The sequence below is a fragment of the Paenibacillus sp. MT86 genome (assembly GCF_058792535.1).
Genome location: NZ_CM179499.1, coordinates 2,143,275 through 2,168,197, shown reverse-complemented (window position 1 = coordinate 2,168,197; position 24,923 = coordinate 2,143,275). Strand labels below are relative to the sequence as shown.

General features: G+C 50.3%; 23 protein-coding genes. 9 read left to right on the top strand and 14 right to left on the bottom strand.

Going from position 1 to position 24,923, the window contains the following annotated elements:
* Nucleotides 1-64: 64 nt before the first annotated feature.
* The 11 genes from AC3RCL_RS09340 to AC3RCL_RS09290 all read right to left on the bottom strand — a co-directional run bounded on the left by AC3RCL_RS09340 (nt 65) and on the right by AC3RCL_RS09290 (nt 10,609).
* Complete coding sequence (locus tag AC3RCL_RS09340) at nt 65-1,219, bottom strand: ADP-ribosylglycohydrolase family protein (RefSeq protein WP_492535249.1); 1,155 nt, start codon at nt 1,217-1,219, stop codon at nt 65-67.
* Nucleotides 1,220-1,232: 13 nt separating this feature from the next.
* The gene (locus AC3RCL_RS09335; RefSeq protein ID WP_096776769.1) at nt 1,233-2,726 is read right to left on the bottom strand and encodes an extracellular solute-binding protein; all 1,494 of its coding nucleotides are present in this window, start codon (nt 2,724-2,726) and stop codon (nt 1,233-1,235) included.
* 65 nt (nt 2,727-2,791) lie between these two features.
* A complete protein-coding gene (locus AC3RCL_RS09330) occupies nt 2,792-3,664 on the bottom strand; it encodes a carbohydrate ABC transporter permease (RefSeq protein ID WP_009589953.1) in 873 nt (290 codons plus the stop codon).
* Nucleotides 3,665-3,678: 14 nt separating this feature from the next.
* Nucleotides 3,679-4,572, bottom strand: coding sequence for an ABC transporter permease (locus AC3RCL_RS09325; protein WP_009589957.1), 894 nt, complete (start codon nt 4,570-4,572; stop codon nt 3,679-3,681).
* 3 nt (nt 4,573-4,575) lie between these two features.
* The gene (locus tag AC3RCL_RS09320; RefSeq protein ID WP_015736436.1) at nt 4,576-4,902 is read right to left on the bottom strand and encodes a DUF4387 domain-containing protein; all 327 of its coding nucleotides are present in this window, start codon (nt 4,900-4,902) and stop codon (nt 4,576-4,578) included.
* Between the two features lie 13 nt (nt 4,903-4,915).
* Nucleotides 4,916-6,265 carry an acyclic terpene utilization AtuA family protein gene (locus AC3RCL_RS09315; protein ID WP_015736437.1) on the bottom strand — a complete coding sequence of 450 codons (1,350 nt, stop codon included), beginning with the start codon at nt 6,263-6,265 and terminating at the stop codon, nt 4,916-4,918.
* A 91-nt stretch (nt 6,266-6,356) separates the two neighbouring features.
* On the bottom strand, nt 6,357-7,055 hold the full coding sequence (locus AC3RCL_RS09310; protein WP_015736438.1) for a FadR/GntR family transcriptional regulator: 699 nt from the start codon (nt 7,053-7,055) through the stop codon (nt 6,357-6,359).
* Between the two features lie 291 nt (nt 7,056-7,346).
* On the bottom strand, nt 7,347-7,643 hold the full coding sequence (locus AC3RCL_RS09305; RefSeq protein ID WP_492535248.1) for a hypothetical protein: 297 nt from the start codon (nt 7,641-7,643) through the stop codon (nt 7,347-7,349).
* 48 nt (nt 7,644-7,691) lie between these two features.
* Complete coding sequence (locus AC3RCL_RS09300) at nt 7,692-8,483, bottom strand: lipid II flippase Amj family protein (RefSeq protein WP_015736440.1); 792 nt, start codon at nt 8,481-8,483, stop codon at nt 7,692-7,694.
* A gap of 95 nt (nt 8,484-8,578) precedes the next feature.
* Nucleotides 8,579-9,490, bottom strand: coding sequence for a sugar phosphate isomerase/epimerase (locus AC3RCL_RS09295; protein WP_492535247.1), 912 nt, complete (start codon nt 9,488-9,490; stop codon nt 8,579-8,581).
* A gap of 42 nt (nt 9,491-9,532) precedes the next feature.
* Nucleotides 9,533-10,609: a Gfo/Idh/MocA family protein gene (locus tag AC3RCL_RS09290; RefSeq protein ID WP_492535246.1), complete on the bottom strand. Its 1,077-nt coding sequence runs from the start codon at nt 10,607-10,609 to the stop codon at nt 9,533-9,535.
* Nucleotides 10,610-11,130: 521 nt separating this feature from the next.
* On the opposite strand from AC3RCL_RS09290, the gene AC3RCL_RS09285 reads away from it, so the two are divergent.
* From AC3RCL_RS09285 to AC3RCL_RS09275, 3 genes are read left to right on the top strand one after another with little or no spacing between them, the layout of a single operon-like run.
* Complete coding sequence (locus tag AC3RCL_RS09285) at nt 11,131-12,663, top strand: spore germination protein (protein ID WP_492535245.1); 1,533 nt, start codon at nt 11,131-11,133, stop codon at nt 12,661-12,663.
* Between the two features lie 32 nt (nt 12,664-12,695).
* Nucleotides 12,696-13,787: a spore germination protein gene (locus AC3RCL_RS09280; RefSeq protein WP_492535244.1), complete on the top strand. Its 1,092-nt coding sequence runs from the start codon at nt 12,696-12,698 to the stop codon at nt 13,785-13,787.
* Nucleotides 13,784-14,983, top strand: a complete 1,200-nt coding sequence (locus AC3RCL_RS09275) for a Ger(x)C family spore germination protein (RefSeq protein ID WP_492535243.1) — start codon at nt 13,784-13,786, stop codon at nt 14,981-14,983. Before AC3RCL_RS09280 ends, AC3RCL_RS09275 begins: the two co-directional genes overlap by 4 nt.
* Here AC3RCL_RS09275 and AC3RCL_RS09270 read toward each other — a convergent pair.
* The 3 genes from AC3RCL_RS09270 to AC3RCL_RS09260 form a co-directional block, all read right to left on the bottom strand.
* Entirely contained in the window at nt 14,962-15,390 is a 429-nt protein-coding gene (locus AC3RCL_RS09270) for a GNAT family N-acetyltransferase (RefSeq protein ID WP_492535242.1), read from the bottom strand. The genes AC3RCL_RS09275 and AC3RCL_RS09270 overlap by 22 nt on opposite strands.
* 14 nt (nt 15,391-15,404) lie before the next feature.
* Nucleotides 15,405-15,779 carry a sensory rhodopsin transducer gene (locus AC3RCL_RS09265; RefSeq protein WP_492535241.1) on the bottom strand — a complete coding sequence of 125 codons (375 nt, stop codon included), beginning with the start codon at nt 15,777-15,779 and terminating at the stop codon, nt 15,405-15,407.
* Nucleotides 15,780-15,873: 94 nt separating this feature from the next.
* Nucleotides 15,874-16,980, bottom strand: a complete 1,107-nt coding sequence (locus AC3RCL_RS09260; RefSeq protein ID WP_492535240.1) for a rhamnogalacturonan acetylesterase — start codon at nt 16,978-16,980, stop codon at nt 15,874-15,876.
* 227 nt (nt 16,981-17,207) lie between these two features.
* On the opposite strand from AC3RCL_RS09260, the gene AC3RCL_RS09255 reads away from it, so the two are divergent.
* The 6 genes from AC3RCL_RS09255 (at nt 17,208) to AC3RCL_RS09230 (ending at nt 24,919) form a co-directional block, all read left to right on the top strand.
* Nucleotides 17,208-18,941 carry a cache domain-containing sensor histidine kinase gene (locus AC3RCL_RS09255; protein ID WP_492535239.1) on the top strand — a complete coding sequence of 578 codons (1,734 nt, stop codon included), beginning with the start codon at nt 17,208-17,210 and terminating at the stop codon, nt 18,939-18,941.
* 13 nt (nt 18,942-18,954) lie between these two features.
* A complete protein-coding gene (locus tag AC3RCL_RS09250; RefSeq protein ID WP_492535238.1) occupies nt 18,955-20,502 on the top strand; it encodes a response regulator transcription factor in 1,548 nt (515 codons plus the stop codon).
* A gap of 143 nt (nt 20,503-20,645) precedes the next feature.
* Nucleotides 20,646-21,986, top strand: a complete 1,341-nt coding sequence (locus AC3RCL_RS09245) for an ABC transporter substrate-binding protein (RefSeq protein ID WP_332295470.1) — start codon at nt 20,646-20,648, stop codon at nt 21,984-21,986.
* Between the two features lie 118 nt (nt 21,987-22,104).
* Nucleotides 22,105-23,004, top strand: coding sequence for a carbohydrate ABC transporter permease (locus AC3RCL_RS09240; protein WP_096776784.1), 900 nt, complete (start codon nt 22,105-22,107; stop codon nt 23,002-23,004).
* Between the two features lie 5 nt (nt 23,005-23,009).
* Complete coding sequence (locus tag AC3RCL_RS09235; protein WP_096776785.1) at nt 23,010-23,843, top strand: carbohydrate ABC transporter permease; 834 nt, start codon at nt 23,010-23,012, stop codon at nt 23,841-23,843.
* A 44-nt stretch (nt 23,844-23,887) separates the two neighbouring features.
* Entirely contained in the window at nt 23,888-24,919 is a 1,032-nt protein-coding gene (locus tag AC3RCL_RS09230) for a glycoside hydrolase family 88/105 protein (protein ID WP_492535237.1), read from the top strand.
* Nucleotides 24,920-24,923: the final 4 nt, after the last annotated feature.

The window sequence follows — 24,923 nt, the reverse complement described above, 5'->3', positions numbered from 1 at the left end:
TTGCTCTCCCTCCTGTATCAACCATTCCTCTACATCCGCTGAGATCCAATAGCTTGCAAAAAAACTATGGGCTCACAATATCCTTCCGAGATTCATTGATGCGAAGATCCTCCTCGATGATCTTCGCGGCAATGCCGCTGAACCGGTCGGCGATGGCACACAGGTCCAAACGATTCACCTTATTCAGCTGTTCGATATCTTCCTTGCGGATGACCTCGCTGCCATACATGGCGCCCAGGATCACCCCGGCCATAACACCGATCGAGTCCGTATCGCGCCCGGAGTTAACCCCGTCCAAAATCGAACGGTAGTACTCTCCATCATTGAGCACGATGAACGCCAGTGCCATCGGCAGCTCCTCAATCGACCATAAACGGCTTGGCGTATAATGGTTGCTCGGGATGCCGACCTTGTCGATATGGCGGCTCACGTCATCGCCCATCGGCGAATATTTAAGCATGATCGCTTGCAATACCTCGATCACTTTGTCCATGTCATCCCGCTCCTGCCGCAGATCGCGCGCGGCTTGCGTCATCTCCACAATGGCCGCTTTCGTGCCGTCTTTCGCCAGGCTGATGGCGGTGCGGACAATATCGTCAACACTCACCCCTGGCTCAAAGGCCTTCGCCACGCAAGCGGCCAGCACGCCCGCGGCTTCCAGGCCGTAGCTGCTCTGATGACCCATCGCAAACAGGATGGCTTCATCATAGGCCGCCTTGGGATTGCCCGCATTGACGATCCCGATCGGGGCGATGTACATTGCCGCCCCGCAGTTCACCATATTCCCGATGCCGCCTTCTCTCGGATCGCAATTGGCCAGCACATGACGCATGAAGATGTATTTTTCCGGATAGAACAATCGGTCAATAATCAGCGTCTCCTCATTCAGCTCAGGGACAAACGTCTTGCGGAACGCAATCTCCTTCACGAACTCGTTTCCCATATCATAGGCATCCAGATGCCTGCCCTCGGTAAGATACACGTTCATGAGCGCAATGGTCATCAGCGTATCGTCCGTGACAATGCCATCGCCCCTTACCCGGCCAAGCCGGACGTCGGGGGGCAGGTCCATCTTATGCCATCTTGTCATGAGGGATTCCACGCGTCCGTACTTGGACTTGATCTCCCTGTACGTCAATTTCTCGATTGGAGCTCCCATTGCGTCTCCGAGCGCGGTGGATATCACCACGCCCCTCACCCGGTCACGAAACGAAGTCATAGTTATAGGCTCCTTACTTGATGTTTTCGTTGGCGTATTTCGTTATCTCTGCTCCGCCTGCAGCATTCCATGCTTCAACGAATTGGTCGAATTGGGACAAATCCTTCTTGCCTGTAATAAAGTCCGTCGAATATTCCTTGTACAGATTGTTCATCGCATCCCAGTTCGCAATGAATTGCTCAGGGATGATGAAATTATTGTCTTCCGTGTAGAAATCGCCAGCCATTTTCAACGATTCGGTTCCAGGCTCACCCAATAGCGGCGTTTTCAAAGGCGTTTCGGATTTGATCTCGGTCGGCTCCCAGAAACGCGCATACCATTCGCTGTAATATTTCTCGTTCAGCTCGATCTCGCCGTCAACGACTTTATAATGCTCGTCTTCGAAACCGAGACGGTCCAGCATTTGCCCCTTCGGACTTGCAAGGTAATCAAAGACCTTGAACGCCACGTCTTTATGCGGTGACTGGGAAGAGATCGCAAGTCCTCTGGATTCCTTCGTTACATCGGTTGCCCCGAAGCCTTGAGCTTCACCCTTGGCAGGCGGCAGCACGATCAGGTTAGCGTCTTCTCCGCCAAGCTCCTGCATTCTTCCGTCATACAAATCGATGATTTTGCCGGCTGTGCCCGTAATAACGGCAGCTTCCCCTTTATAGAAGGCATCTTCCTTGGTATCCCACTGCTTCGTAATGAATTGCGGGTCCAGCAGCCCTTCCTTGTAGAGCTTGTTGTAGAACGTCAGCTTTTCTTTTTCATTCTGGGAAACCTTGGAGTACTCATAAGTGCCGTCTTCCTTCTTAAGCCAAGTCGTATCCAAACCGAAAGCCGTATTGAAAATGAAATTGATCTCGGCAATATCGCCTGCTGCCGTCAGCGCGTAGCTCGGCTTGCCTTCACCCGGCTTCTTCTCCACCAATTCCTTAAAGAAGGCGTAATAATTGTCGACGGTCGGATTCTCCATCAAGGCCTTGGAGCTATCCATGGCATTAAACCAGTCGGCCCGGATGACCGGTGTCTTCGGTGCGAGCGGTTTGATCCACAGCAGATACGGATAGCTTGCCATCCGCGTTTGGTTATGCGGCTCGATGATATCTTTAATGTAAGTGGATTTTTCAATGTAAGGCGTCAGATCCTCCAGCAGGCCTTGTTCGGCAATTTGCTGGTCGCCGCCTTGGAAGTAGATGATATCCGGAATGGTTCCGCCCAACAGCAGCAGATTCAGGTTCTCGGCATAACTGCCCTGTGCCAGATCCACTAGCTCGAATTTCACGTTTAAGCCTTCGTCTTCGGCCAGGGATTTCTCCAAGGTCTCGAAGAATTTAACGGAAACGGGATTCGCCGTTCCTTCATCCTTGTACACGATCTTCAGCGTAACCGGATCACCGCTTCCTTCAGGCTGCGCGGTCCCGGGCTCGGTCTGGCCCGCTCCCGGCGTCTTCGAATTCGATGTACATGCCGACATGACCATAACCAGCATGGCAACGATTAATAACAGGCTTAATTTTTTCATGTTCATCTTTCTCCCCTTTTTTGAATTTGAACATTCATGCCTTAAGTTAAGCTGCCTTCCTTAGCTTAATCCTTGACTCCGCCCTCCAGTTCGCCTTTGGCGTAATATTTCAAAATGAACGGATATAGGAATAACAGCGGCACAATCGCGATCATGATCGTACCTGCCTGCAGGGAAGCGAAATCAAAATTGATCGAGCTGTCGAACATGTTCTGGTTCCCGATCAGGGACGTATTGTCCTTACGGACAACAAACTGCCTGAGCACGACCTGCAGCGGCCATTTGGTCGGGTCCGAAATATAGAGCGTCGCCCGGAAATATTCATTCCAGTGATACACCCCGTAGAACAAGCCCAAGGTCGCCAGCCCCGGTTTGGAGAGCGGCAGGATGATGCGGCTGTACAAGCGGAAATGGCCTGCGCCGTCGATTCGGGATGCCTCCAGAATCTCCTCCGGAATGTCCTGAATGAACCGCATCAGAATAAAGAGATAGTACACGTTGATCGCTTTGTACAGGATCAGCGAGGTTAACGTATTCATCAGTCCGAGATCCTTCACGAGCAGGTATTCGGGAATCATGCCCGGCTCGAATACCATAATGACGATCAGGAAAAACAACACGACCTTTTTGCCGATAAACTCGGTTCTCGCCAGCACGTACGCTGCCATGGAGGTCAGCAGCAGATTCAGGAATGTGCCTGCCACGGTAATCCATACCGAATTCAGAATACTGCCCGTGATCAAGGGATTGGACAACAACAGCTGGTAATTGATCGTTGAGAATCCCTTCGGAATGATGTCCAGACCGCCCATCAGATGGGCTTTGCCGGGGTCGGTCAGAGACAGCGCCAGCAGATTCAGGAGAGGAACCAAGACCATGAGCGTAAATACAAACAACATCAGATAAATGACGATTTTGGAAATTTCAAGCCGTCTCATCGTAAATCCCTCCTTTACCAGACGCCCTTGCCCGAGAAGCGCTTCGATATGAAATGCGTGCCCAGGATGAGAATGATGCCGATCACGCCCTTGAACAGGCTCGCCGCGGTTGCATAAGCAAACTGTCCGTTTCCGATACCGATCCGGTACACATACGTATCCAGAATATCGACCACGCTGATGATGGAATCGTTCATAAAGTTAAACACCTGATCGAAACCAGCATTCATGAAGAAGCCCAGATTCAGAATGAAGACGGTTACAACTGTGCTGTATAAATGAGGAAGCGTGATGTACCTCATCTGCTGCAGCCGGGTCGCCCCGTCGATCTTGGCTGCTTCATACAATCCTGGGCTGATCTTCATGATGGCTGCCAGATAAATGATGGAATCCCAACCCGCGCTTCGCCAGATTTCGGAGAATACGAGCACCCAACGGATATGCTCCTTGCTGGTCATGTAATCCACCGATGGCAGTTGAAAGAAATTCGCAATCAAATTGACTCCGCCTTCGGCTGGGTTCAAGAGACTGATCCAGATCCCGGCAATCACGACCCAAGACAGGAAATGCGGCAGATAAACCACGGATTGCACATATTTGCGGTATTTCGAGCTCCGAACTTCATTAATCAGAAGCGACAGCATGATCGGAATCGGGAACACGAATACGATTTTCATCAAACTGATGATAATGGTATTCTGCAGCACGCTTGTGAAGGCGGGGGAGCTAAACAACGTCTTGAAGTGCTTCCACCCGACCCAAACATGATCCCCAAGAATCCGGTAATCCTGAAAGGCGAGTTTCATGCCGTACAGCGGAATGATATGAAAAACAAAAAAGTAGAGCAGAGGCAGCGACAGCATTGCGTATAATACCCAATCCTGCCTTAAGCGTCTTAACACCTTCATGGATTACCCCTCCTCCCCATGTTCGACGGATAACTTCATGAGGGGAGCATGCTGCTGGGCACCGTACACGTCGCGGTCGCCGACGCTGCCCGACGATATGTCCCGCGACATCGTGATCTTGAAACCCAGCGCCTGGTCGAAAAACACCAGATGATGAATCTGCTCCTCCCGTATCTGATACAGCTCGCATATGGTCCGTTTCGATATGATGCCGGACTGTTTCACTCTGTCATATTGCTCCTTGGAATCAAACAACACGTCTAATGTAATTTCGAAGGGGCCCGAGTTTTTGCTTCGCAGCACCTTCGCCAAATCGCCGAGTTGAGTCATGGTTTGATCCTCCTTATCGATGCTCTATACGAAAAGCATTATTTTTCATTTCCATCAGATGGTAGACGGAGAATTCATACACAGGACCGAACTCGATGTCGCTTGGCGCGAATGGAAACGCGAGATTGCCTGCCGTTGATTTCCGGCCTTCGTAGCCGTAGTGCAGGAAGGTGGAACGCACCGTCGCGCATATGCTGTTTGCCAACTCCTGCGTCTTGGCCACCACTTCGAACATGACGCCGATCTCGTGCCCGTCGAACGACTCGGGCTCCTTGCTTCCGAGAACGCCGTTCTTGCCGTAGTTGTAGAATTGAATCCGATAATCCGATTCCGGAATTTCCCGGTAATATTCCCGCGCCTGGTTGCGCACATATTCTTCAACCTCTTCCAGCTTCCCGATCAGGATCGGGTCCCGGATCCCTGCGACCACAAAGGTCCGATACGCGACGCGTCTTGCGCCTTCCAGCTTGATGAAATATTTCTCCGCCGGAAGGTACCTGCTGCCCGTCACGCGAACGACGCCTTTTTCCACTTCCTCGAATCGGCAATTCTCCAAATCAAGCGTGAATCCGGGACCATGCAGGATATACGGATGTTCCTTCTCATAGAAGGTATGGGCGGCAACGCTGGTCGGGCTGCACGTCCGGTTCGGGTTAAGCGATTGAACGGTAAACGAATCATCGCTGATCGTGCCAAGAATGCTGTCCTTGGTTGTGCCAGGTTCGGCGCACAGTGCGCCGCATTCCAATATTTTTCCCAGATGATAGGATAGCCCCGGGTCCTTGCCATGATAGATCCCGATCGCCGCGAATGGGGACGGATCATAAGCCCGGCCGCATACGATGATGTCTCCCCCTTGTTTAAGCGCTTCCACAATAGGCTCGTGTCCCATCTGGGCAACGATGCTGTTCGTGGAATCAATCCGCTCGCGGGTCAGTGGCGGAATGTTCGGGCTCAGTCCCTTGATTCTCCCTTCTTCGCTTGCCAGATGGATTTCCTCCTGCGTAAAATCCGCCCAGATAACGGACACCTTGGCCTGAAGACCCCGCTCATCCAAAATCTCATCAATGATATCCAGCGTCCAGTTCACATGGGTCCTTGCTCCCGAGCCGCCGGCCGATCCGATGATAATCGGAATGTTCCGAGGCAAACCCTGGGTGATCATGATGTCCAGGTCTTTCTTAACCGCACGCTTGCTGACGATCGATACGCCGGCGCCCAGCTTATGCGGTCCGCCATCCGTAGATCCTGCATCCACGACGATGCCGTGCAGATCAAACTCCAGTCCGTTCATAAAGGATTGTTCAGGAAAGCCATATCCCAGCATGCCGCAGGGTGATAGAATTCGAATGTCTGTATTCATCTGCAGTCCCTCTCTACCCACATATTCACCCATGACCATTGGATAATTGGATTATCCAATTTGTGCTAAAAGGGGGTGCATTTTCCCCCTCTTAAACATGAATGTGGTTTTTCTGTATGTTTTCTTTAACCCGGCTAAGATGGTTCAGCAAAGCCAGCTTCGCTTTTACCGGATCCCGTTCCTTAATGGCTTGCATAATAAGTAAATGCTCTTCGTAGACCTCGCTCTTGCGCCCCGGAATCTGGGCTGTTTTGCTCAGCGTCCGCTGAAGTAAATCCATATGCAGTTCAATCATATTGACAAGGACCACGTTATGCGTGGCTTTGGCGATCGACAGGTGAAACGCCTGATCCGGCTTCGAGCGATCCTCCGCGTTCTGATCGATCTCCCCCCATGTCGCGAAGGCGGCTTCAATCTCGGCAATATCCTCATCGGTTGCGCGCTTTGCCGCCAGCTCCACGATTCCCGTCTCGAACAATTCCCGCGCCTCCAACAATTCTATAATGGTAGCGCGTTCAATATTGTCCAGAATGCGGCTTCGATCCTCGGCTACATCCAGTGCTTTGCTCAGGAAACGTCCGCCGCCCGGTCTGGCTTCAATCAAGCCCTCACGCTCCAGAATACGAAAGGCTTCCCGCAATGTTCCGCGGCTAATGCCGAAGGACTGGGCCAACTCCCGTTCTGTCGGCAGGACATCACCCGGAGCCAGATTCCCTTCCAGAATCAGATTCTTGATCTGTTCGATAACATCCTCGTACACCCGATGATATTTAATCTTCTTAATGGTCATATGACTACCCTCTCTATCCCTACTTGCGCAAACGATAATTGGGTGATCCAATTAACCGCACGTTTAGCATAAACGCATCTGAATAGGCTGTCAAGCATAAAAATAGCGCTTTCATCGATAAAATCACGGTAGTTTTGACCTATAAGGCAGTGGAAACCGGATAATTGGGTCATCCAATCATCCGATATATTGGGCGATTGAGCGCCTCTAGACGGCGATCCATGGAACGAAATAAATAACCCTGCCGTGGACGAAAATCCATGACAGGGTTTGTGCTCTAAGACTTCAAATTTATGACTGCGATCTCCGTTTGGTCCATTGCCATCTTATGTAACCATATAAGCCGCCCAATAGAACGAAGCCTCCGATCGCTGCTGCTGTTTGCCACCCGCTGCTCCGTTCCACCATTCCAAACGTAACCTGGGTCTGCAGGATTTCCACCCGTTCATATTGCCTGGTCAGATCCAGATCCTGCGCATGTCTCTGTGTTAGCACCATCCCTTGCAGCATCATAAATGCAAAATAGCCTATATATATCGCTGCGGGAAACAGCACGGATTCCATCGCCAGACGTCTACGCGTCATCATGATCCCCCCTCCTCTCTCGTTCTTGTTTTCTAACCAATACCGCCGTCTTTATATCCATTTCACAATCTCACTGATGACGTAAGCCGCCGGAATAATCACGAGCTGGGCCAGCATCGTTCCGAAAAACCGCGAAACCATCAGCATCGTATACACCTTGCCCAGCTGTTCCCTCGCTTCCTCATTACGGGTGGCTTTGTCCGTAATCAAACCAAGCTGGGGATCGATAAATATCGTTAAGATAATTGTTGCAATCCCGTTGATCAGTCCGGACGCTTGGGAGGCCATGGTGCTGTACTGGGGAACGAGATGTGCGGCATACAGGGATGCCAGGACACCCACCGTGTAAAAAGCCGTGACCACGATATTCAGCAAAATAAACCGTTTAGGTACGCCTAAGTAACGAAACTGGCTCCACTTCAGATTCGGCTTCCTGATGTAATGTCGCGTATTCTTGAGCTGACCGATGGTCACGCTCGATACAAGCTTCGGTATGGATCCGGCGACCTCCAGCTTACTGATAATTCGGCTGAACAGATTGACGAAGGTAGGAAACAATGCGATCGCGACAATCGTTCCGATGGATGCGGCCAGCAATATCGCCCTGAAATAGGAGAGCACGTCAAACGAAGGATCCACTTTTGCATAATCCACGAATTTCCCCGTCAGCGGAGCTTGAACCAGATTGGACGTTCTGGAAACCAGCACAATGATTCCGGTCAAGGATAACGCCACCGCAATTTTGTTCAATTTCACTCCGGCATATCTCGCAGAGTATGACAACGTCTCCGCCGTATGAATAATCATCGTCAGGACAAACACAACGATCAAGCTCTGTATCATAGAGGGTTCCTCCCCACTGAGGTGCAAGCTAAGTCGTGCCATATCATGTCACCGATTGAATCTGCAGTCTGTTTCTCCCTATATGTCTATCGCGTTTACGGCCGAATTAGTACGTGCCCTCCCTGCTCTTGAAGCATGAATGCCGTCTGGTCATAGATCTGCTGCAATTGCTGCCGAGTGATCAGGCTTGCGTTATGTTCAAACGTCACATGGAACCGTGAATTACGGGCGGCAACGTATTGCAAATAGGCGTAGGCTTCTCCATAGTTCGAATCATGATCATGCTCCGGCAGCACCGGCAGATGATGCGTGAACTTGTCCTTTTCGTACCATACGTTACTGTAATGGACCAAATAAATCCGGGACGCCATCCGATCGAGAAACGGGTATGGATCAAAACCTTGAAAGGCCCTGCGAGCTATATCAAGCCTGGCCGTATCCAGCACAAACCCGATGTCGGGATAAGCGTAAAAGCTATCGATCAGCACATCCCCGTAATCTCCAAAGAAATCATGCTCTAGCACAATGCGCTGCCCATAGCGAAGCTGGAGTTCACAGAGAAACTCGAATAACCGCTTCGACATTTCCCGGAAATTTCCTTTGCCCAATTGGTTGTAACTGTAACGATCCTCGGGGCCAGGAAGTCTCGGGTACGGCGTGAAAGGCTCCTGAAAGACCGGATAAAACGGATAATGAAACAGCATATAATCTGCCCCCACACTGGAGGCTAACTGAACCTCTGCCGAGATTTGTTCGAGCGCTTCCCGAAAGACCTCGGGTTCAGGTGCATTGACTTGTGGCAACCGATATCCCGCTTCACGAAGAATCGGGGCATGAACACCGAACGCGATCCGCCGGTTACGGCAAAAATCGCTGACCTCAACCAACGCCTCCCGATTCGGAAAGCTGCATATTTCCATCCCGCTGATATGTTTGTCCGCAAGCCGTTCCCATCGCTCTTCCGTAAACTGATCCCACATGCCTATCTGTAAACGACGCTGAGTCATGTGCTTCCGCCTCCTTCGAGTTTTACTGCAGACTATACCGAATCATGGCAGTGATCCATAGTCAATGTTGATTCGACTGTGCGTCTCGGACGAAAGCCGCACCGCGTCAAGAACGGCTTGGGCCTTATGCCCATCAGCAAAAGTCGGTAAATCTATTATTGGGGTGTTTCCAGTTAAACTGTGGTATATGCCATCTATCATCTGATAAAAGCCGTTATAATAGTGCAATGCCGGAGCCTCCAGATTTGCCGGGGGATGAAACGGGTCGATATCGATCGATTCAAATGCACCGCCAAAGCTACATTCGATGTTTTGGTCATTTCGCATGATCAGCGTTCCCTTGGTCCCGTAAATCTCCAACGTCCAACCCATGCCGTGGATTCCTGGAAAAAACACATCCACCACAAGCGAAGTTCCACCTTTAAATCTGCCCGTGAAGGTAAACGCATCATCGGCATCCCTAATCTCAATCCCGGCATCCCCATTATAAGAGGGTATCTGAGTTTTCAAATCGCCGTACACTTCCGTTATCTCTTCGCCCATCCACCATATCAGTGAATCAACCATATGGGAACCCACCGCGAACAGGAATCCTCCGCCATTCTCACTTCGGGCTTCCCACCCCCTATATGACTCCGTCAGAACGGAGTATCCAGAGAAACTCCCGTTATATTTGATATGCTGAATATCTCCCAGCTCTTTGCCCATCAAAATATGTTTGATTCGTTGCCTAATCGGGTTCCATCTCCATTGAAAATTAACGAAAGCTTGTCGATCCAGCCGTTCTGACTCTCTTAGCATTTGTAACGTTTGCTCCGTATTCATGCCCAGAGGTTTCTCCGTCAGGACGTGGTAGCCGGACTGCAGGACAAGCATCGTCATTTCATAATGATGGCCTGGTGCAGATACGATCGATACCAGATCCAACTGCTCTCTATCCAGCATGTCACGCCAATTTCTGTAATACGGAATTCCATTCCACGTGCGGTCCACCGTGCGTTGTCGATGAACGCTGGCAATTGCTTTCACATGAAACCCGGGATGCATCTGAAAAATAGGAGCATGAACCGTTCTGCCAAATCCCGTCCCGATGATTCCTACAGACAGTGGCTTCATCATCCAATCACCTCATATAAAAAATCATGGTACCCCCGACTACTCTATCGTTAAAGAGAATCGCTAGTTTTGGTCAGATCTTCGCCGAATAGGAGCCCGTTTCACCCAAAAAATCCTGGCACGGAAATCACGACTCTGCCTTTATTCGCCCAAACTTATTTTAACATTATTTCCCTCCCGTGTATCCCGTTTCCTTGAGCAAAGCACACGGTTCAACGTTCCATGCACTCGCGTGACGATATGCAAGAGGGTAAGGAAACGGTTGCCTTTCCCTGGAACGGTGGAACCGTGTTTTAAGTTTAAACTGCTGCTGCATCGATAATAATGGAACTAGAGGGTCTATGTTTGAAACTTTGTTGCCTGAACAGGGGGATTCACATGTGGAAAATGGTGCTTTCCTACATTCCGGAATGGAAGGTTTTTATGCAAGGTTTCATCGCTTTTATGGTTCCATATATCATCTCAAGGTTTTTTAAATGGGTTCATAACTCAAAGGAAGACTGAGGAAATGGCAGGTATCCACAATGAAACAACATGACCATGAAAATAACAAATCATTGGATCCCGCTCAAACCTCACTAGATCATTTTACGGGAAAATTCGCCTTGGATCTTGAACTGGTGAGAAACGAGATCGGTCATAACTCGGATGTGCGCTTTAGGGAGTTTTACATTGGAGGCACAGGCATTTATGCGGCCATCGTTTTCGTAGACGGACTGTCGGATAAAGAACTCATCGACAAACACATTATGAAATCGCTTATGGCGAGCTTCTTCGAAAAAAATGATCGGGATCCCTCTCTTGTGCAAGGTGTCATTACTAAAGAGTTTATTAAAAATCAAGTTCTTACCATTAGTGAAGTAACAGAAGCCCATCATGTTCATGATTTGGTGTCCAAGATATTGACAGGTTCGACTGCACTGTTAGTGGATGGCGTGCAGAATGTGCTCATTCTCGGTACAACCAAAGGGAAATCGCGCAATAATGAAGAACCGTCATCAGAGCCATTGGTTCGAGGCCCACGGTTAGGATTCACAGAATCGTTAAGTGATAATACCGCCCTTTTACGACAGCATGGTGATAACAGCAGCTTATCCATCATCAAGTTTCAAGTAGGAGAACGTTCTAAAAAAGAACTTGTCATCGCCTATATCAAAGATATGGCGGATCCTGCTTTGGTGGAAGAGGTTCAGAAAAGAATCAAAAAAATCAATGTAGATGATGTACCGGAATCAGGCTATGTAGAGCAGCTGATCGAGGATAATTACCTCAGTCCTTTTACACAAGTACAGAATACGGAACGTCCCGACCGCGTTTACAGCGCCTTGATGGAAGGACGGGTTGCCATCTTGTTGGATGGGACGCCTTTCGCTTTGATCGTTCCGGTTTCATTAAGTATGATGCTGCACTCACCAGAAGACTATTATGATCGTTGGTTGCCGAGTTTTCTCATCCGCTTGTTACGTTATTTCGCGGCCCTTATATCGCTTTTTGGTCCCTCCTTGTATATTTCGTTTGTCTCGTTTCACCAAGGGTTGATCCCTACCAAACTGGCCTTGTCGATCATGGGCACGAGGGAAGGCGTACCGTTTCCAGCCATAATCGAAGCCCTGATCATGGAAGTGGCGATCGAGATTCTGCGGGAAGGTGGTCTGCGATTGCCTAAACCCATTGGTCCGGCCATGGGTATCGTTGGCGGATTAGTCATAGGGGAAGCAGCCGTACAAGCGGGGATTGTCAGTCCGATTATGGTGATCGTGGTGGCGTTGACTGCCATTTCTTCCTTTGCCGTCCCTCAATACAGCGCTGGAATTACGTTTCGCATGCTTCGTTTTGTAGCGATGTTTTTCGCTGCTGTGTATGGATTGTACGGGGTCGTTTTGTTTTTCCTTTTCCTTTGCAGCCATTTAGTGAGGTTGAAGAGTTTTGGTGTTCCCTTTATCACTCCGGTCGTTCCTTATCGAGTAAGTGATTGGAAAGACTTAATGATTCGAATGCCACTTCTGAAGATGAAACGCTTTCGGAAGGCGATACATAAGAAAGATTCCATCCGTTAAGGATAGCTCTTTATGAAAGGAAATAAAACAACATGATGGGTAGTTCAAAGGGCCAAATTACGAATGTGCAAGCAGCGGTTATCCTCGTCAATTATATTCTTGCAGCCGGGATCCTCACCCTCCCCCGAACTTCCGTGGAGAAAGTGAAAACGCCCGATGTGTGGATCACCGTTATTTTGGGCGGAATCATCGCCATGATCGTAGGGCTGATCATCGTGAAATTAAACCAGCGATACCCCGAAAAAACCTTCTATCAATACAGCCAAGAAATTGTAGGAAAATGGATGGGCGGGTTCCTCAGTTTACTTATTATCGGTTACTTTTTTACACTTTCTGCATATGAAGTCAGAACAATGGCAGAAGTAACCGGCCTTTTTTTGCTGGAAGGTACCCCCACCTGGGCCATCATCCTTCCTTTTATGTGGATAGGTCTTTATCTGATCATAGGCGGAATAAACACGATCGCCCGTTTGTTTGAAATCATATTCCCTATTACCATCGTCATTTTTTTACTGGTTGCCTTTTTGAGTTTAGGCATATTTGAAATAGATAATCTCCGTCCCGTGTTAGGATTGGGAATTGTCCCTATGCTAAAGGGAATAAAGACAACCGCTCTCGCTTTTTTAGGTTCTGAAATTATGCTGCTCCTTGTAGCGTTTATGAAAAAGCCGGACAAAGCCGTTAAAGTTGTTCTAATTGGCGTATTCATCCCCTTGCTCTTTTACGTCATCACCGTTGTTATGGTCATCGGAGCCCTATCGATCGATGGAGTGGTCACGAGTACATGGCCCACGCTTGAACTTATGCGTAGTTTTGAAATCCCCGGTTTGATCTTTGAACGGTTTGAATCTTTCTTGCTTGTCATATGGATTATGCAAATATTCACGACCTTCACCATTACCTACTATGCGGCTGCTCTAGGGCTGGCCCAACTCTTCAAAAAAAAGATTCATTCATTTGTATATGGCTTGGTTCCGATAATTTACGTCATTGCCATGGCTCCCAAAAATATCAATGACCTATTTAAACTTGGGGATATGGTCGGCAATGTTGCGTTATTATTATTTGCCGTACTGCCAGTAATCTTACTTCTAGTCTCAAGAGTGAGAGGTGGAAAAGCTTGAAGCATATTACGATACGAACCCTCTTGAGTGCGCTGTTGGTTCTTATCCTCCTACCTCTTGCAGGATGCTGGAGCAATAAAGAAATTGAAGATTTGGGCCTCATTGTAGGTACTTCGTTGGATTTGGAAAAACAGGGGCCTCTGGAAGAGTCTGCGGGACAAGCAGGCGAGCCTCCTAAGCGGGATCGAATTACGATAACCAATCAAATTGTTACCGCAGAGACAACAGGCAAAGGAACAAAAACCGGTTCTTCACAACAAAAAGCGTATAACAACGTTTCCGAAACAGGAGATGCGATCCTGCCGACCTTACGCAATATGGTATTAAGAATCGAAAAGCACGCATTTGCTGAGCATTCAAAAGTGATTATTATTGGCGAGGATCTTGCACGTACCTTGGATTTGCAAAAGATCTTGGATTTTTTTATCAGGGAACAGGAGATGAGGCCAAGCGGCCTCCTTCTCATCGCTCAGAACCGTGCGAGCAAAACGCTAGAATCGAAAAAGCCGATGGAAATTCCAGCGTTTAAACTCGTTGAAATGACACATGGTCACGAAAGAACCACAAAGATCTTACCACCGACTACACTGACCAAGATCGAGGGGAAGCTGCATTCAGGGGCCAGCTTTCTTTTGCAAAATGTCGTTTCATCGTCGAATGGAGACATAAAATTTGCAGGAGCTGCCGTCATTGAAGGGAAAACTAGAAAACTGCGCGGTTTTTTGAATGAAAAGGAAATCGAAGGCTTAACGTGGATAACCGGAAAGGGGAAAGGCGGTCTGGTTAAAAGCGTGGATAAAAAGACAGGCCAGCCAATTATATATGAAATATTGTCAATGAAAAGTAAAATTAAGCCTCATGTTGACGGGAACAACATCTCGTTTGATATAAACATCGAGTCTGAAGGAAGAATCGCCGAGCATTGGGTGGTTTCGGAGAAAACCATGGAAACTGAATTTTTGAAAAGAACCGAAAGAGCGATTGAGGAAGAGGTGGAGCGTTTAGTTGAGAATGTCCTGGATAAAATTCAACATGAATACCGAGCAGACGTTTCCGGGTTCGGAAACAAATTGAGAATCAAGTATCCTCATATATGGAAAGAAGCCAAAAAAGATTGGGATCAAACCTTTAGTGAGGTTCCGATCAAGCATGAGGTCAAAATAACGATCAAGGATTATGGGACGTCCGATGAATGAGTTCGCTGAATATTCTTCTTCATCCCAATGGTGAATCGCTGAAAGCCCAGTTTCTCGTAATACGGTTCCAGTCCTTCCTCACACATCAGCTGCGGGAAGACCCGGGACTTCTCGCAATGTTCAACCAATCGTTGGAGGATCCGTCGGCCTATCCCTCTGGACTGATAATCCGGATGTACGCCTAATCCGCAAATAACGCCGGTGATCACCCCGTCGGAAATCACACGTCCCATGCCCACTAATTTCTGTCCTTCAAACGCATAGACGGCATACCAGCTATTCAAGCACATCATGTTCAATTCGGTAACGGATAGATGGATAGAGTTCCAACCAAGCGAAGCGTACAAAGCCTCCAGTTGCTGAAAATCCTCTGGGGGCTCTGAGGTGTAGATCACAGTCTGTGTCATACAATCACCATCCTTTAAGATCTGCTTACCGGGTACGCCATCACGCTCATTAGAGCATTCTCGGCCTGAGTGGAATCGAGTCGGCTGTATTGAACAAACACAGGTGCACTGCTTGTAACTTCCATGGCATAGGGAATACCCGAAGGAATGCCTTTCCCTTCGTCCGTTTTAAGCAAGCTGGTCCGTATGTGCTTGGTTCTTCTTGCTGGCACGATGGTTTCCATTCCCAGCAATGGGTCACGATCCTCGAAGTAAGCATGAATCGTAACCACTACGTCCTGCTCGGTTAAGTTCAAAACACAGACGGATTCATGACTGGTTAGTTCTCCGCTGCTTTCAGGAGGGATATACCCATCGGGAATAATCCATTGCTTTTCACCTTTTGACATGCGTTTCGCTCCTCGCTCGTATGATTTAGGGTGTTTTGAATAGATTCGCTGCGGGTGCCAAAGTTCCTCTTTTTCAGGTTCGGGACCCGGCTTGTTACCGCAGAAACAGGGACAACGGCTGGAGTCCAAGCGCCTTCAAACCGCCAACCACCATATCGGCCAACTGGACCGCTCCTCGCTGTTGAAAATGAGTGTTGTCCATTACGCCCTGCGGGAACCGAAGAAATTCCCCCGGCCTTCCCCACATAAACACGGATTTGGTACCTTCCGGACCCAGCCGGTTAAAATACTCCAGACTCAGCGCCGCCAAATCGACCAAGGGCACCTGCTCCTCCGCGGCCAGCTCCCGAACGGCCGTTACATAATCACCATGCGTGTCCTTCAGCCTTCCCTTGCCATCAAAGTAACGGCGGTGAACAGGGGTAACCAGGATCGGAGTCGCCTGTTTCTCCCTGCAAACGTCCACGTACCGTGTTAAAAACTCCCTGTATGTCGAGTTAGGTTCCGTATACCTTCCCTCGTCGCGCTTCTGATCGTTATGGCCAAACTGAATCAGCATATAATCATGGGGTTTCATCTTCTCCCGGATTTGCTCCAGGATTCCCTCCGCAATAAAGCTCTTGGAGCTTCGGCCGGAACGTGCATAATTGCTCACGGCCGCATCCGCTTTTATGAATGCGGGCAGCATTTGCCCCCACCCGGCATAAGGATAGCCGTCCGCGGGCTGGTTTGTTACCGTCGAATCCCCAGCCAGAAACACCTGGCACGCATGCGGAGCAGGCAGCACTTCCAATGCGTTAATTCGGGGAGCCCGTCCAGAAAAGTACAGTACGATTTTCCCTTGAACCGCTGGCACCGTCATACTGTAACGTTCAAAGTGGCCTGCCGGGATGAGTTTCCCAGCGAGCAGCATTTGCCCTTCCGTCCCCCGAATGGAGGTTTCCGTATCAAACCAGGCATCGCCAATCAATAGATGCAAGGTGTACAGGCCATCCGAGACATCGACCTGAAACGCTGCGTTCAGCGGGATGATAAAATCTCCCGTTAATGCCTCTCCCCCCGCCCGATTCACGGCAGATATGCTGGATACGGAATGGAATCCGTAGCCAAGCTCAGGAATATATAAGGTCTCAGCGGTTATTTTGATATGTTCATGGCCTGGCGTTTCCGTACCGAAATCGAATTTATACATGTTTTGCAACGACCTTCACCTCTCCCGGTCGAAATTCATCTAACTCCATTATGGAACGGTAACCGCCGAACATACATTCAAATAACCGTCCTCCATGTTCAAATAACCGACTAAATAAAGAAAAGCCGCACCGATTATCCCGGGTATTGGAATAACCTCGCATGTATTGACAGCGTTTACAACCCGGTACATAATGTGTACACAACATTTTAGGACCAGCGCAAGGAGACGTTGCCGTGCAAAAATGGATGACGATCTATAAAAATATGAAAATCAAAAATAAGCTTTCCCTTCTTATCAGCCTTATCGTTGCCATGGCATTTGCGTTCGCCGTCATCGTCCAGCAGTATGCCTTCTCCATCTACGACGAGCAGCTGTACCTCAAATCATCCCAGGTCCTTCACCTGTCTTCCTCCGCGATTGAGTCAGAGCTCGAGCGGGTCGAACAGTTATCCTTTAATATCATTACGGATACCCAGATCCAGAATATATTGCGTTCCATCGCCGGGAGCGAATCCGATTATGACAGGCTCATCCTCCGGCAGCATTTGGTAGACCGCCTCCTGAATTATGTCGGTTCCGAGCCCATGCTCTACTCCATTCACCTGATTGATTCATATGACCATCAACAGGACGTCGGCAGCGTCGTCCCGATTGATCCTGCCAAGAAGGAACGGATTCTTCAGCTTGCCGGGGACGCGGATGGAGAAGAACGCTGGATATACCCGGACGAAAGTGATTCGGCCCTTCTACTTTCCCGGGAAATAAGATCCTATTCCGGCACATTATTCGATCTTAACTACTTGGGCACCATCATCATTCGCATCAATATGGACAAAATCGTCCGGAAATCCGCCGGCGGGGAAGGCGACCTGATCGTGACCTCGGGTGCGGATGTGATCTATCCCGCAACGCCGCACTTCGATCCGGCGGTCATTCAATCCTCCCTGTCAACCGGAAACGGGTACCTTACCCGGGAAATCGATGGCCACACCTACTTCATTGCGCATAACCGATCGGGCAACACGGGCTGGACATATATGAATGTCACGCCCTTTAACCAAACCTTCAAGCAAATCATATTCATTAAAGAGCTTGTCATCATCGTATTTACCGTTATTTTCGCGGTTGCGATTCTGCTCGGCATCAGGTTCAGCCGGGGACTGACACGTCCTATCGAAAGTCTCATTGCCCGGATGAAACTCGCGGAAAAAGGAAACTTTGCGGAAGCCAACGTGCTGCCTCAGGACGCAGCCCCCGTCGCCATGAACGAGCTGGGACTGCTGCATCGCACATTCCGTCTCATGATCGAGCGAATCAACGCCCTCATTACCGAGAACTATTCAAATCGGCTGTTGATCAAAGAGACCGAGTTTAAAGCGCTGCAAGCGCAAATCAATCCTCACTTTCTGTATAACACGCTGGAATCCGTGAACTGGCTGGCGAAGATGAACAAGCAGTCCCAAATCTCCGACATGGTGCAGGCATTAGCCTTCCTTCTCCGAAACTCCGTCAGTTTGAAAGAGCCCATTCTGACATTGGGGGAAGAATTGGAGATCGTCCGAAACTACGTCATCATACAAAAATTCCGGTTCGAAGACCGCTTACAATTTACGCTGGATGTACAAGAGCAGGATCTGCACCGCAAAATACCTAAGCTGTCCCTTCAGCCCCTGCTCGAAAATGCGATTCATTACGCACTGGAGCCATCCGTTGACCCTTGTCGAATTACGTTGTCCTGCAAGGAGACGCCTTCCGCATTCTGCGTCATCGTCGAGGATGACGGTCCCGGCATGGCGCCGGATACCCTGACACTTCTGCGAAGCGGCGATTTGGCCACCGGCGGTAACGGAATCGGACTGTTAAACATCGAAGAACGGATCAAGCTGGCTTTTGGCGACCATTACGGTTTATCCATCGACAGCGGACCGGGTCTTGGAACCCGCGTGATTCTGTCTTTACCCAAATAACGGAGGGATTCGAATGTACAAAGTACTTCTTGTGGACGATGAACGGATTATTCTGGACGGCATATCTCAGATGGTGGACTGGTCGGCATACCGAACCGAGCTGGCGGGTACCGCCCAGAACGGAATTCAAGCGTATGAAAAAATCGTCAGGGAGAGCCCGGATATCGTCGTGTGCGACATTCGCATGCCCGGACTCGACGGTCTGGAGCTCGTTGCCAAGACCCACGCCTCCCATCCTCATATCAAATTCGTGCTGCTGTCCGGCTTCGGCGAATTCGAGTATGCTAACCGCGCCATGCAATACGGCGTGAAGCATTACCTGCTGAAACCGACCGACGAGGACAAGATCGGTGGAGCGCTGAAAGAGGTCATCGACGAGCTGATCCAGGACCGGAACAAGGAAACGTTTGTCCAGGAGATGAAGGACCGGCTCCGGAAGGTGCTGCCCCATGTCAAAGAACAGGTGCTCAAGGAGTTCGTCACCAACAAGACCTATGGGCGCCATGATCTGGAGGAGTACCGGAGCCTGTTCGAATACGATTTCGATCAGCCTGTGCGTCTTCTGCTGTTCCAGCTGGAAGGCTTCGTCGAATTCGAGCATCAATTCGCCGTGAAGAACATCGCCGAGGATCTGCTGGACACGACGCTGCTGAGCACGACCATCGGGCAGCAGGTCCTGGTGCTGATCGAGGACCGTAACGATCAGCAGTGGCTTCATCAGCAGCTCCAGGATATCCGCTGCATTTTTAAGCAGTATTACAAAATGGACGTCACGATCGCGATCAGCGATCCCGGGCCTGTTACCCAGGCGCGGAGGCTGTACCGGGATACGCTGCAGTGCCTGAACTACCGATTCTACTTGGACGAAAGCGGAATGATCACAACCGAGGATACGCTGCACGGCAGCGGTATGGAAGGAAGCTTCGTCCTTGATGAGGAGCGGCTGTGCATGCCCGTCCGATCCGGCCATCGAAACGAAGCGGAGCATGCCCTGACCGAGTTCGTTCAGGAACTGAAGCGTGCGCAGCTGAGCATCGAGATGACCAAATCCTATATCATTCAGCAATACGTATCCCTCATCCGGCTGACCGATCCGGACCAGATGCAGGAACGTTACGCGCGAATCCCGGAAATCGCCGAGATGAGCACGCTCCAAGCGATTCAAGGCGTACTGGAAGAAACGGTTCGGGAAATCACGCTGCGAAACTTTGAACGGAACAAGGTCCAATACAACGCCATCGTGCGCAAGGTGGTGGAGATCATCGAGAACCAGCTGGGCAACTCGGAGCTTACCCTCAACCTTGTGGCAAACGACATGCTGTATATGAACGCCGACTATCTTGGCAAGCTGTTCAAAAAGGAGACCGGCGAGAAGTTCTCCAATTACGTGATGAAGCTTCGGATGAAACGCGCAACCGAAATGATGCTGAGCGATCCCGATATCAAAATTTTTGAAATGGCGGAGCGGCTCGGTTTTGGCGACAATCCTCAATATTTCAGCCAAGTGTTCAAGAAACAGATCGGTTGCACGCCATCCGAATATATGAAAAAGAGCGATTAACTTGTACGTACATCTCTGCTTTTTAAACAAACTGCACGGTTTTTTTCCTTACTCTTTCTCCTCGAAAACTAGATAATTGGGAATGTAAGCACTAACATTTGAAACGATGATTCGTGGTCCATCAACAAAGGGGAGGAAATGGAATGAAAAAAGTGTTAAACGCGGTCCTGATGTTTTCCCTGATCGGAAGCTTGATCGGCTGTTCGGGCGGAGGCGCTGCCGAACAGCCGGCAAACGGCGGAACCGGAACGGAAACGCCGCCGGCGGCTGCAAGCGATAGCAAGGATCCGGTCAAGCTCCGCATTGCGTGGTGGGGCGGTCAGTCCCGGCATGATTATACCTTGAAGGTCATCGAAATGTATGAGTCCCAGAATCCGCATGTCACCATTGAACCGGAATATGCCCCATTCGATGACTATTGGAAGAAGCTTGCTCCCCAAGCGGTGGCCGGCGGACTTCCGGACATTATCCAAATGGACATCTCCTACCTGAATCAATATGCAGGCCGGAATCAGCTGGCGGATTTGAAGCCGTTCACCGAGAGCGGCGAGCTGGATGTCGCCGACGTCAGCGAGAATGCGCTGAGCGGCGGTGAGGTCAACGGCAAGCTGGTTGCCATGAACCTCGGCGTGAACGCACTCCAAACCACGTTTGACGTCGAGACGATGAAGAAGAACGGCATCGATATTCCGTCCAAGGAATGGACCTGGGACGACATGGACAAAATGGGGGCCCAAGCCAAAGAAAAAGGCCTGCAAATCGGAGGCTTTGCTTACCGGCATGACGTCTTCTTCCCGTACTATTTAAGAACCATCGGGCAAAAAATGTACAGCGCTGACGGCAAAACGATCGGGTACAGCGACGACCAGCCCTTTATCGATTACTTCACCCGCTACCAGAAATGGTACGACAACGGATATATCCTGTCTCTCGACAAGGAAGCCCAGAAGAAAGGCGTAGCGGAGGAGGATGAAATCGTCCTTGGCAATTCCATCTCGGGCACCGGCTGGTCCAACCAGTTCCTTGCCGTGGCCAATCTGGTAACCGACCGTTCGTTGGAGTTGAATCCGATGCCGGGTCCCGGAACGAAGGACGGTCTCTTCCTGAAACCTTCGATGTATTTCTCGGTCACCGAAACCTCGAAGCACAAGGAAGAAGCCGCCAAATTCATCAGCTTCTTCATCAACGACATCGAGGCCAACAAGCTGATCAAGGGCGAACGCGGCGTTCCCGTATCCGCCAAGGTAAAGGAAGCGCTGAAGCCGCTCCTCTCCGAGAACGAAGCCAAAATTTTCGACTATGTCACTTGGGCTGAGGCCAACAGCACGCCAGGAGATCCGCCTAACCCGATCGGTGCGGTAGAGATCGAGAAGCTGCTGCGAGATCTCAGCGAACGCATCCTGTTCAAGAAAATCTCGATCGAAGATGCCGCGGCCGAGTTCCGCAAGGAAGCGAATGCCATCTTGGCCAGATCTCAGCAATAACCAGGATACGGCTAGACAAGGCATCTCCCGCACGTCTTTCCCGTGCAAGAGATGCCTTTTTACATCAGTGACCCCTGCACGGGGCGCAACCAAATCTGAATCGTAGGGGTTGAAGTCTATGAAGAGGCTCCGCGAGAACGAGCACATCACCGGTTACGTGTTTTCAGCGCCGTTCGTTCTTGGTTTTCTCATCTTTACCTTATATCCAATCCTGTCGTCCCTGTATTATTCGTTCACCAATTACAATCTGATGGAAGCGCCGAGATGGCTGGGCCTCGGGAATTATGAGCGGTTGTTTCTGGAGGACGACAAGATCGGCAAGTCCTTTCAGGTCACGTTCACCTATGTATTCGCCAGCGTTCCCCTGCGCCTCATTTTCGCCCTCTTCGTTGCCATGATTCTGAATACCGCAACCAAAGCCGTAGGGCTGTACCGCTCCGCCTTTTACCTGCCTTCCCTCATCGGGGGAAGCGTGGCCGTGGCCATCATGTGGCAGCAGATCTTCGGCGACAAGGGGCTCGTGAACTCTGCCCTGTCCCTCTTCGGAATCCATTCCACGACCTCTTGGATCGGGAATCCCAGCACGGCGCTTTGGACGCTCATCGCATTGTCCATCTGGCAGTTCGGCTCCTCGATGATCATTTTTCTGGCCGGCTTGAAAAATATACCGAAGGATTACTACGAAGCCGCCAGCGTGGACGGTGCCAATGCGGTCCATCGCTTTTTCAAGATTACGCTGCCTATGCTCAGTCCGATCATTCTCTTCAATCTGACGCTCCAGACGATCTCGGCGTTCCTGACCTTCACCCCCGCCTACATTATATCGCGCGGCGAAGGCGGCCCGCTGGATCAAACGCTGCTTTATTCGCTCTATTTATACCGCAAGGCGTTTTCGCATTTTGAAATGGGTTACGCGTCGGCTCTTGCCTGGATCATGCTCATTATCGTCGGTGTCCTGACCTTGCTCATCTTCAGATCATCCACCCGCTGGGTTCATTACGAGACGAAAGGAGATTGACGGTTATGACCACATCCAGACGTGTTCTCTACCATACCCTGGTCGGATTGTTCGCCCTCGGCATGACCTATCCGATTCTGTGGCTGGTCGCCAGCTCGCTTAAGCCCAATCATGAAATATTCACGACGGCTTACAGCCTGATTCCGAGTCGGCTGGAATTCTCGAATTATGCTACAGGCTGGAAGGGATTCGCCGGGACCACCTTCGGCACCTTCTTCAAAAACTCGTTCATCATTGTCATCATCTCCACCATCGGTGCCGTCGCCTCCTCGGCGCTTGTCGCCTTCGGATTGGCTCGGACCAAGTTCTTCGGACAGCAGTTCTGGTTCGCCTGCATGATGATTACGATGATGCTGCCTCATGATGTCGTGATTGTTCCGCAGTATGTGATGTTCGCCAAATTCGGCTGGCTGTCTTCCTTCAAGCCGTTAATCGTTCCCCAATTCTTCGGCATTCCGTTCTTCATCTTTCTGATCATGCAGTTCATCCGCACGATTCCGAAGGAACTGGACGAAGCCGCCAAGATTGACGGATGCAGCAAGTACGGGATTTTCTTCCGGGTCGTTGTGCCGCTGATCGTGCCCGCGCTCATTACATGTTCGATTTTCTCCTTCTACTGGAGATGGGACGATTTCATCAATCCGCTCATTTATTTGAACAATCCGGAGAAATATCCCGTGTCACTTGCCTTGAAGTTGTTCCTTGACGGGGAGTCGCTTAATAACTGGGGCGGCATGTTTGCCATGGCTACCTTATCGCTGCTGCCGGTCGTCATCGTCTTCTTTATCTTCCAGAAATACATCGTGGAAGGGATCAGCACGACAGGATTGAAAGGGTAATCCATACACATAGATTCAATTGAATATGAAGGGAGTTTCTCATCATGCCAGCACTTGTATTTGATGATCAACAGATTGAGAATGTCATAGACCGCGTGGTTGACCGGACTTTTCGCATGGATTTCAGCTGGGATTGGCCGGGCGGGGTCGCCTTTTACGGGGTATGCGAAGCCTACAAGGCCACCGGCAAAAAGGAATATCTGGAACAGCTGAAAGCCTGGGTCGACGAAAATATGGAAGAGGGGCTGCCGAAGCTGTCCGTCAACGGCGTCTCCATCGGCCACTCCCTCCTGACGCTGTATGAGGTTTATGAGGATGAGCGGTATATCGAAACGGCCAAGGAAATGGCCGAGTATCTTACTCATGATGCACTGCGTTTCGGCAACGGCATCTTTCAGCATACGGTGAACTCCGAAACGTATAACTTTCCGGAGCAGGCGTGGGTCGATACGATGTTCATGGCAGGCTACTTCCTGCTTCGGATCGGCGTGATGCTGGACCGGGAGGATTACTTCGAGGATGGTTTGAAGCAGTATCATGGCCATGAGGATTGCCTGCAGGATCCCGTCACGAATCTGTATTACCACGGCTGGGACAACATCGCCGGCAACCATATGTCAGGCGTCTTCTGGTGCCGGGGCAATGCCTGGGCTGCCATCACGATGGCTCGTGCCCTGGAGCTTGTGCCGGTCACGCATCCGTCCTTCATGATCATCGAAGGCTCGCTGCGCGACCAGCTCAGCGCCCTGGTCCGGCTGCAGCATGAATCCGGCATGTGGCATACAATTACGACCGATCCGCAATCCCCGCTGGAAACGTCCGGCTCGGCCGGCATCGCCGCCGCCCTGTTGACCAAAGGACGCATCTATAATAAATACACGCAGAAATCGATTGACGGCATCATGGCCAAAATCACCGAGGATGGTACCGTAACCGGCGTATCTGCAGGTACGGCCGTCATGAAGGACGCCGCAGGTTACAGAGGCGTGCCCGATAAGCGAATCCAGGGCTGGGGCCAAGGCCTAGCCTTGACCTTTCTCGCAGAAGTGCTGAAGATCAGGAGCAATCCTTATTGATTGA

Bases quoted from the DNA above. Each gene is read 5' to 3' on its own strand.
- AC3RCL_RS09340 (WP_492535249.1), bottom strand. From the start codon at position 1,219: ATGACTTCGTTTCGTGACCGGGTGAGGGGCGTGGTGATATCCACCGCG.
- AC3RCL_RS09335 (WP_096776769.1), bottom strand. From the start codon at position 2,726: ATGAAAAAATTAAGCCTGTTATTAATCGTTGCCATGCTGGTTATGGTC.
- AC3RCL_RS09330 (WP_009589953.1), bottom strand. From the start codon at position 3,664: ATGAGACGGCTTGAAATTTCCAAAATCGTCATTTATCTGATGTTGTTT.
- AC3RCL_RS09325 (WP_009589957.1), bottom strand. From the start codon at position 4,572: ATGAAGGTGTTAAGACGCTTAAGGCAGGATTGGGTATTATACGCAATG.
- AC3RCL_RS09320 (WP_015736436.1), bottom strand. From the start codon at position 4,902: ATGACTCAACTCGGCGATTTGGCGAAGGTGCTGCGAAGCAAAAACTCG.
- AC3RCL_RS09315 (WP_015736437.1), bottom strand. From the start codon at position 6,265: ATGAATACAGACATTCGAATTCTATCACCCTGCGGCATGCTGGGATAT.
- AC3RCL_RS09310 (WP_015736438.1), bottom strand. From the start codon at position 7,055: ATGACCATTAAGAAGATTAAATATCATCGGGTGTACGAGGATGTTATC.
- AC3RCL_RS09305 (WP_492535248.1), bottom strand. From the start codon at position 7,643: ATGATGACGCGTAGACGTCTGGCGATGGAATCCGTGCTGTTTCCCGCA.
- AC3RCL_RS09300 (WP_015736440.1), bottom strand. From the start codon at position 8,483: ATGATACAGAGCTTGATCGTTGTGTTTGTCCTGACGATGATTATTCAT.
- AC3RCL_RS09295 (WP_492535247.1), bottom strand. From the start codon at position 9,490: ATGACTCAGCGTCGTTTACAGATAGGCATGTGGGATCAGTTTACGGAA.
- AC3RCL_RS09290 (WP_492535246.1), bottom strand. From the start codon at position 10,609: ATGATGAAGCCACTGTCTGTAGGAATCATCGGGACGGGATTTGGCAGA.
- AC3RCL_RS09285 (WP_492535245.1), top strand. From the start codon at position 11,131: ATGAAACAACATGACCATGAAAATAACAAATCATTGGATCCCGCTCAA.
- AC3RCL_RS09280 (WP_492535244.1), top strand. From the start codon at position 12,696: ATGATGGGTAGTTCAAAGGGCCAAATTACGAATGTGCAAGCAGCGGTT.
- AC3RCL_RS09270 (WP_492535242.1), bottom strand. From the start codon at position 15,390: ATGACACAGACTGTGATCTACACCTCAGAGCCCCCAGAGGATTTTCAG.
- AC3RCL_RS09265 (WP_492535241.1), bottom strand. From the start codon at position 15,779: ATGTCAAAAGGTGAAAAGCAATGGATTATTCCCGATGGGTATATCCCT.
- AC3RCL_RS09250 (WP_492535238.1), top strand. From the start codon at position 18,955: ATGTACAAAGTACTTCTTGTGGACGATGAACGGATTATTCTGGACGGC.
- AC3RCL_RS09245 (WP_332295470.1), top strand. From the start codon at position 20,646: ATGAAAAAAGTGTTAAACGCGGTCCTGATGTTTTCCCTGATCGGAAGC.
- AC3RCL_RS09240 (WP_096776784.1), top strand. From the start codon at position 22,105: ATGAAGAGGCTCCGCGAGAACGAGCACATCACCGGTTACGTGTTTTCA.
- AC3RCL_RS09235 (WP_096776785.1), top strand. From the start codon at position 23,010: ATGACCACATCCAGACGTGTTCTCTACCATACCCTGGTCGGATTGTTC.
- AC3RCL_RS09230 (WP_492535237.1), top strand. From the start codon at position 23,888: ATGCCAGCACTTGTATTTGATGATCAACAGATTGAGAATGTCATAGAC.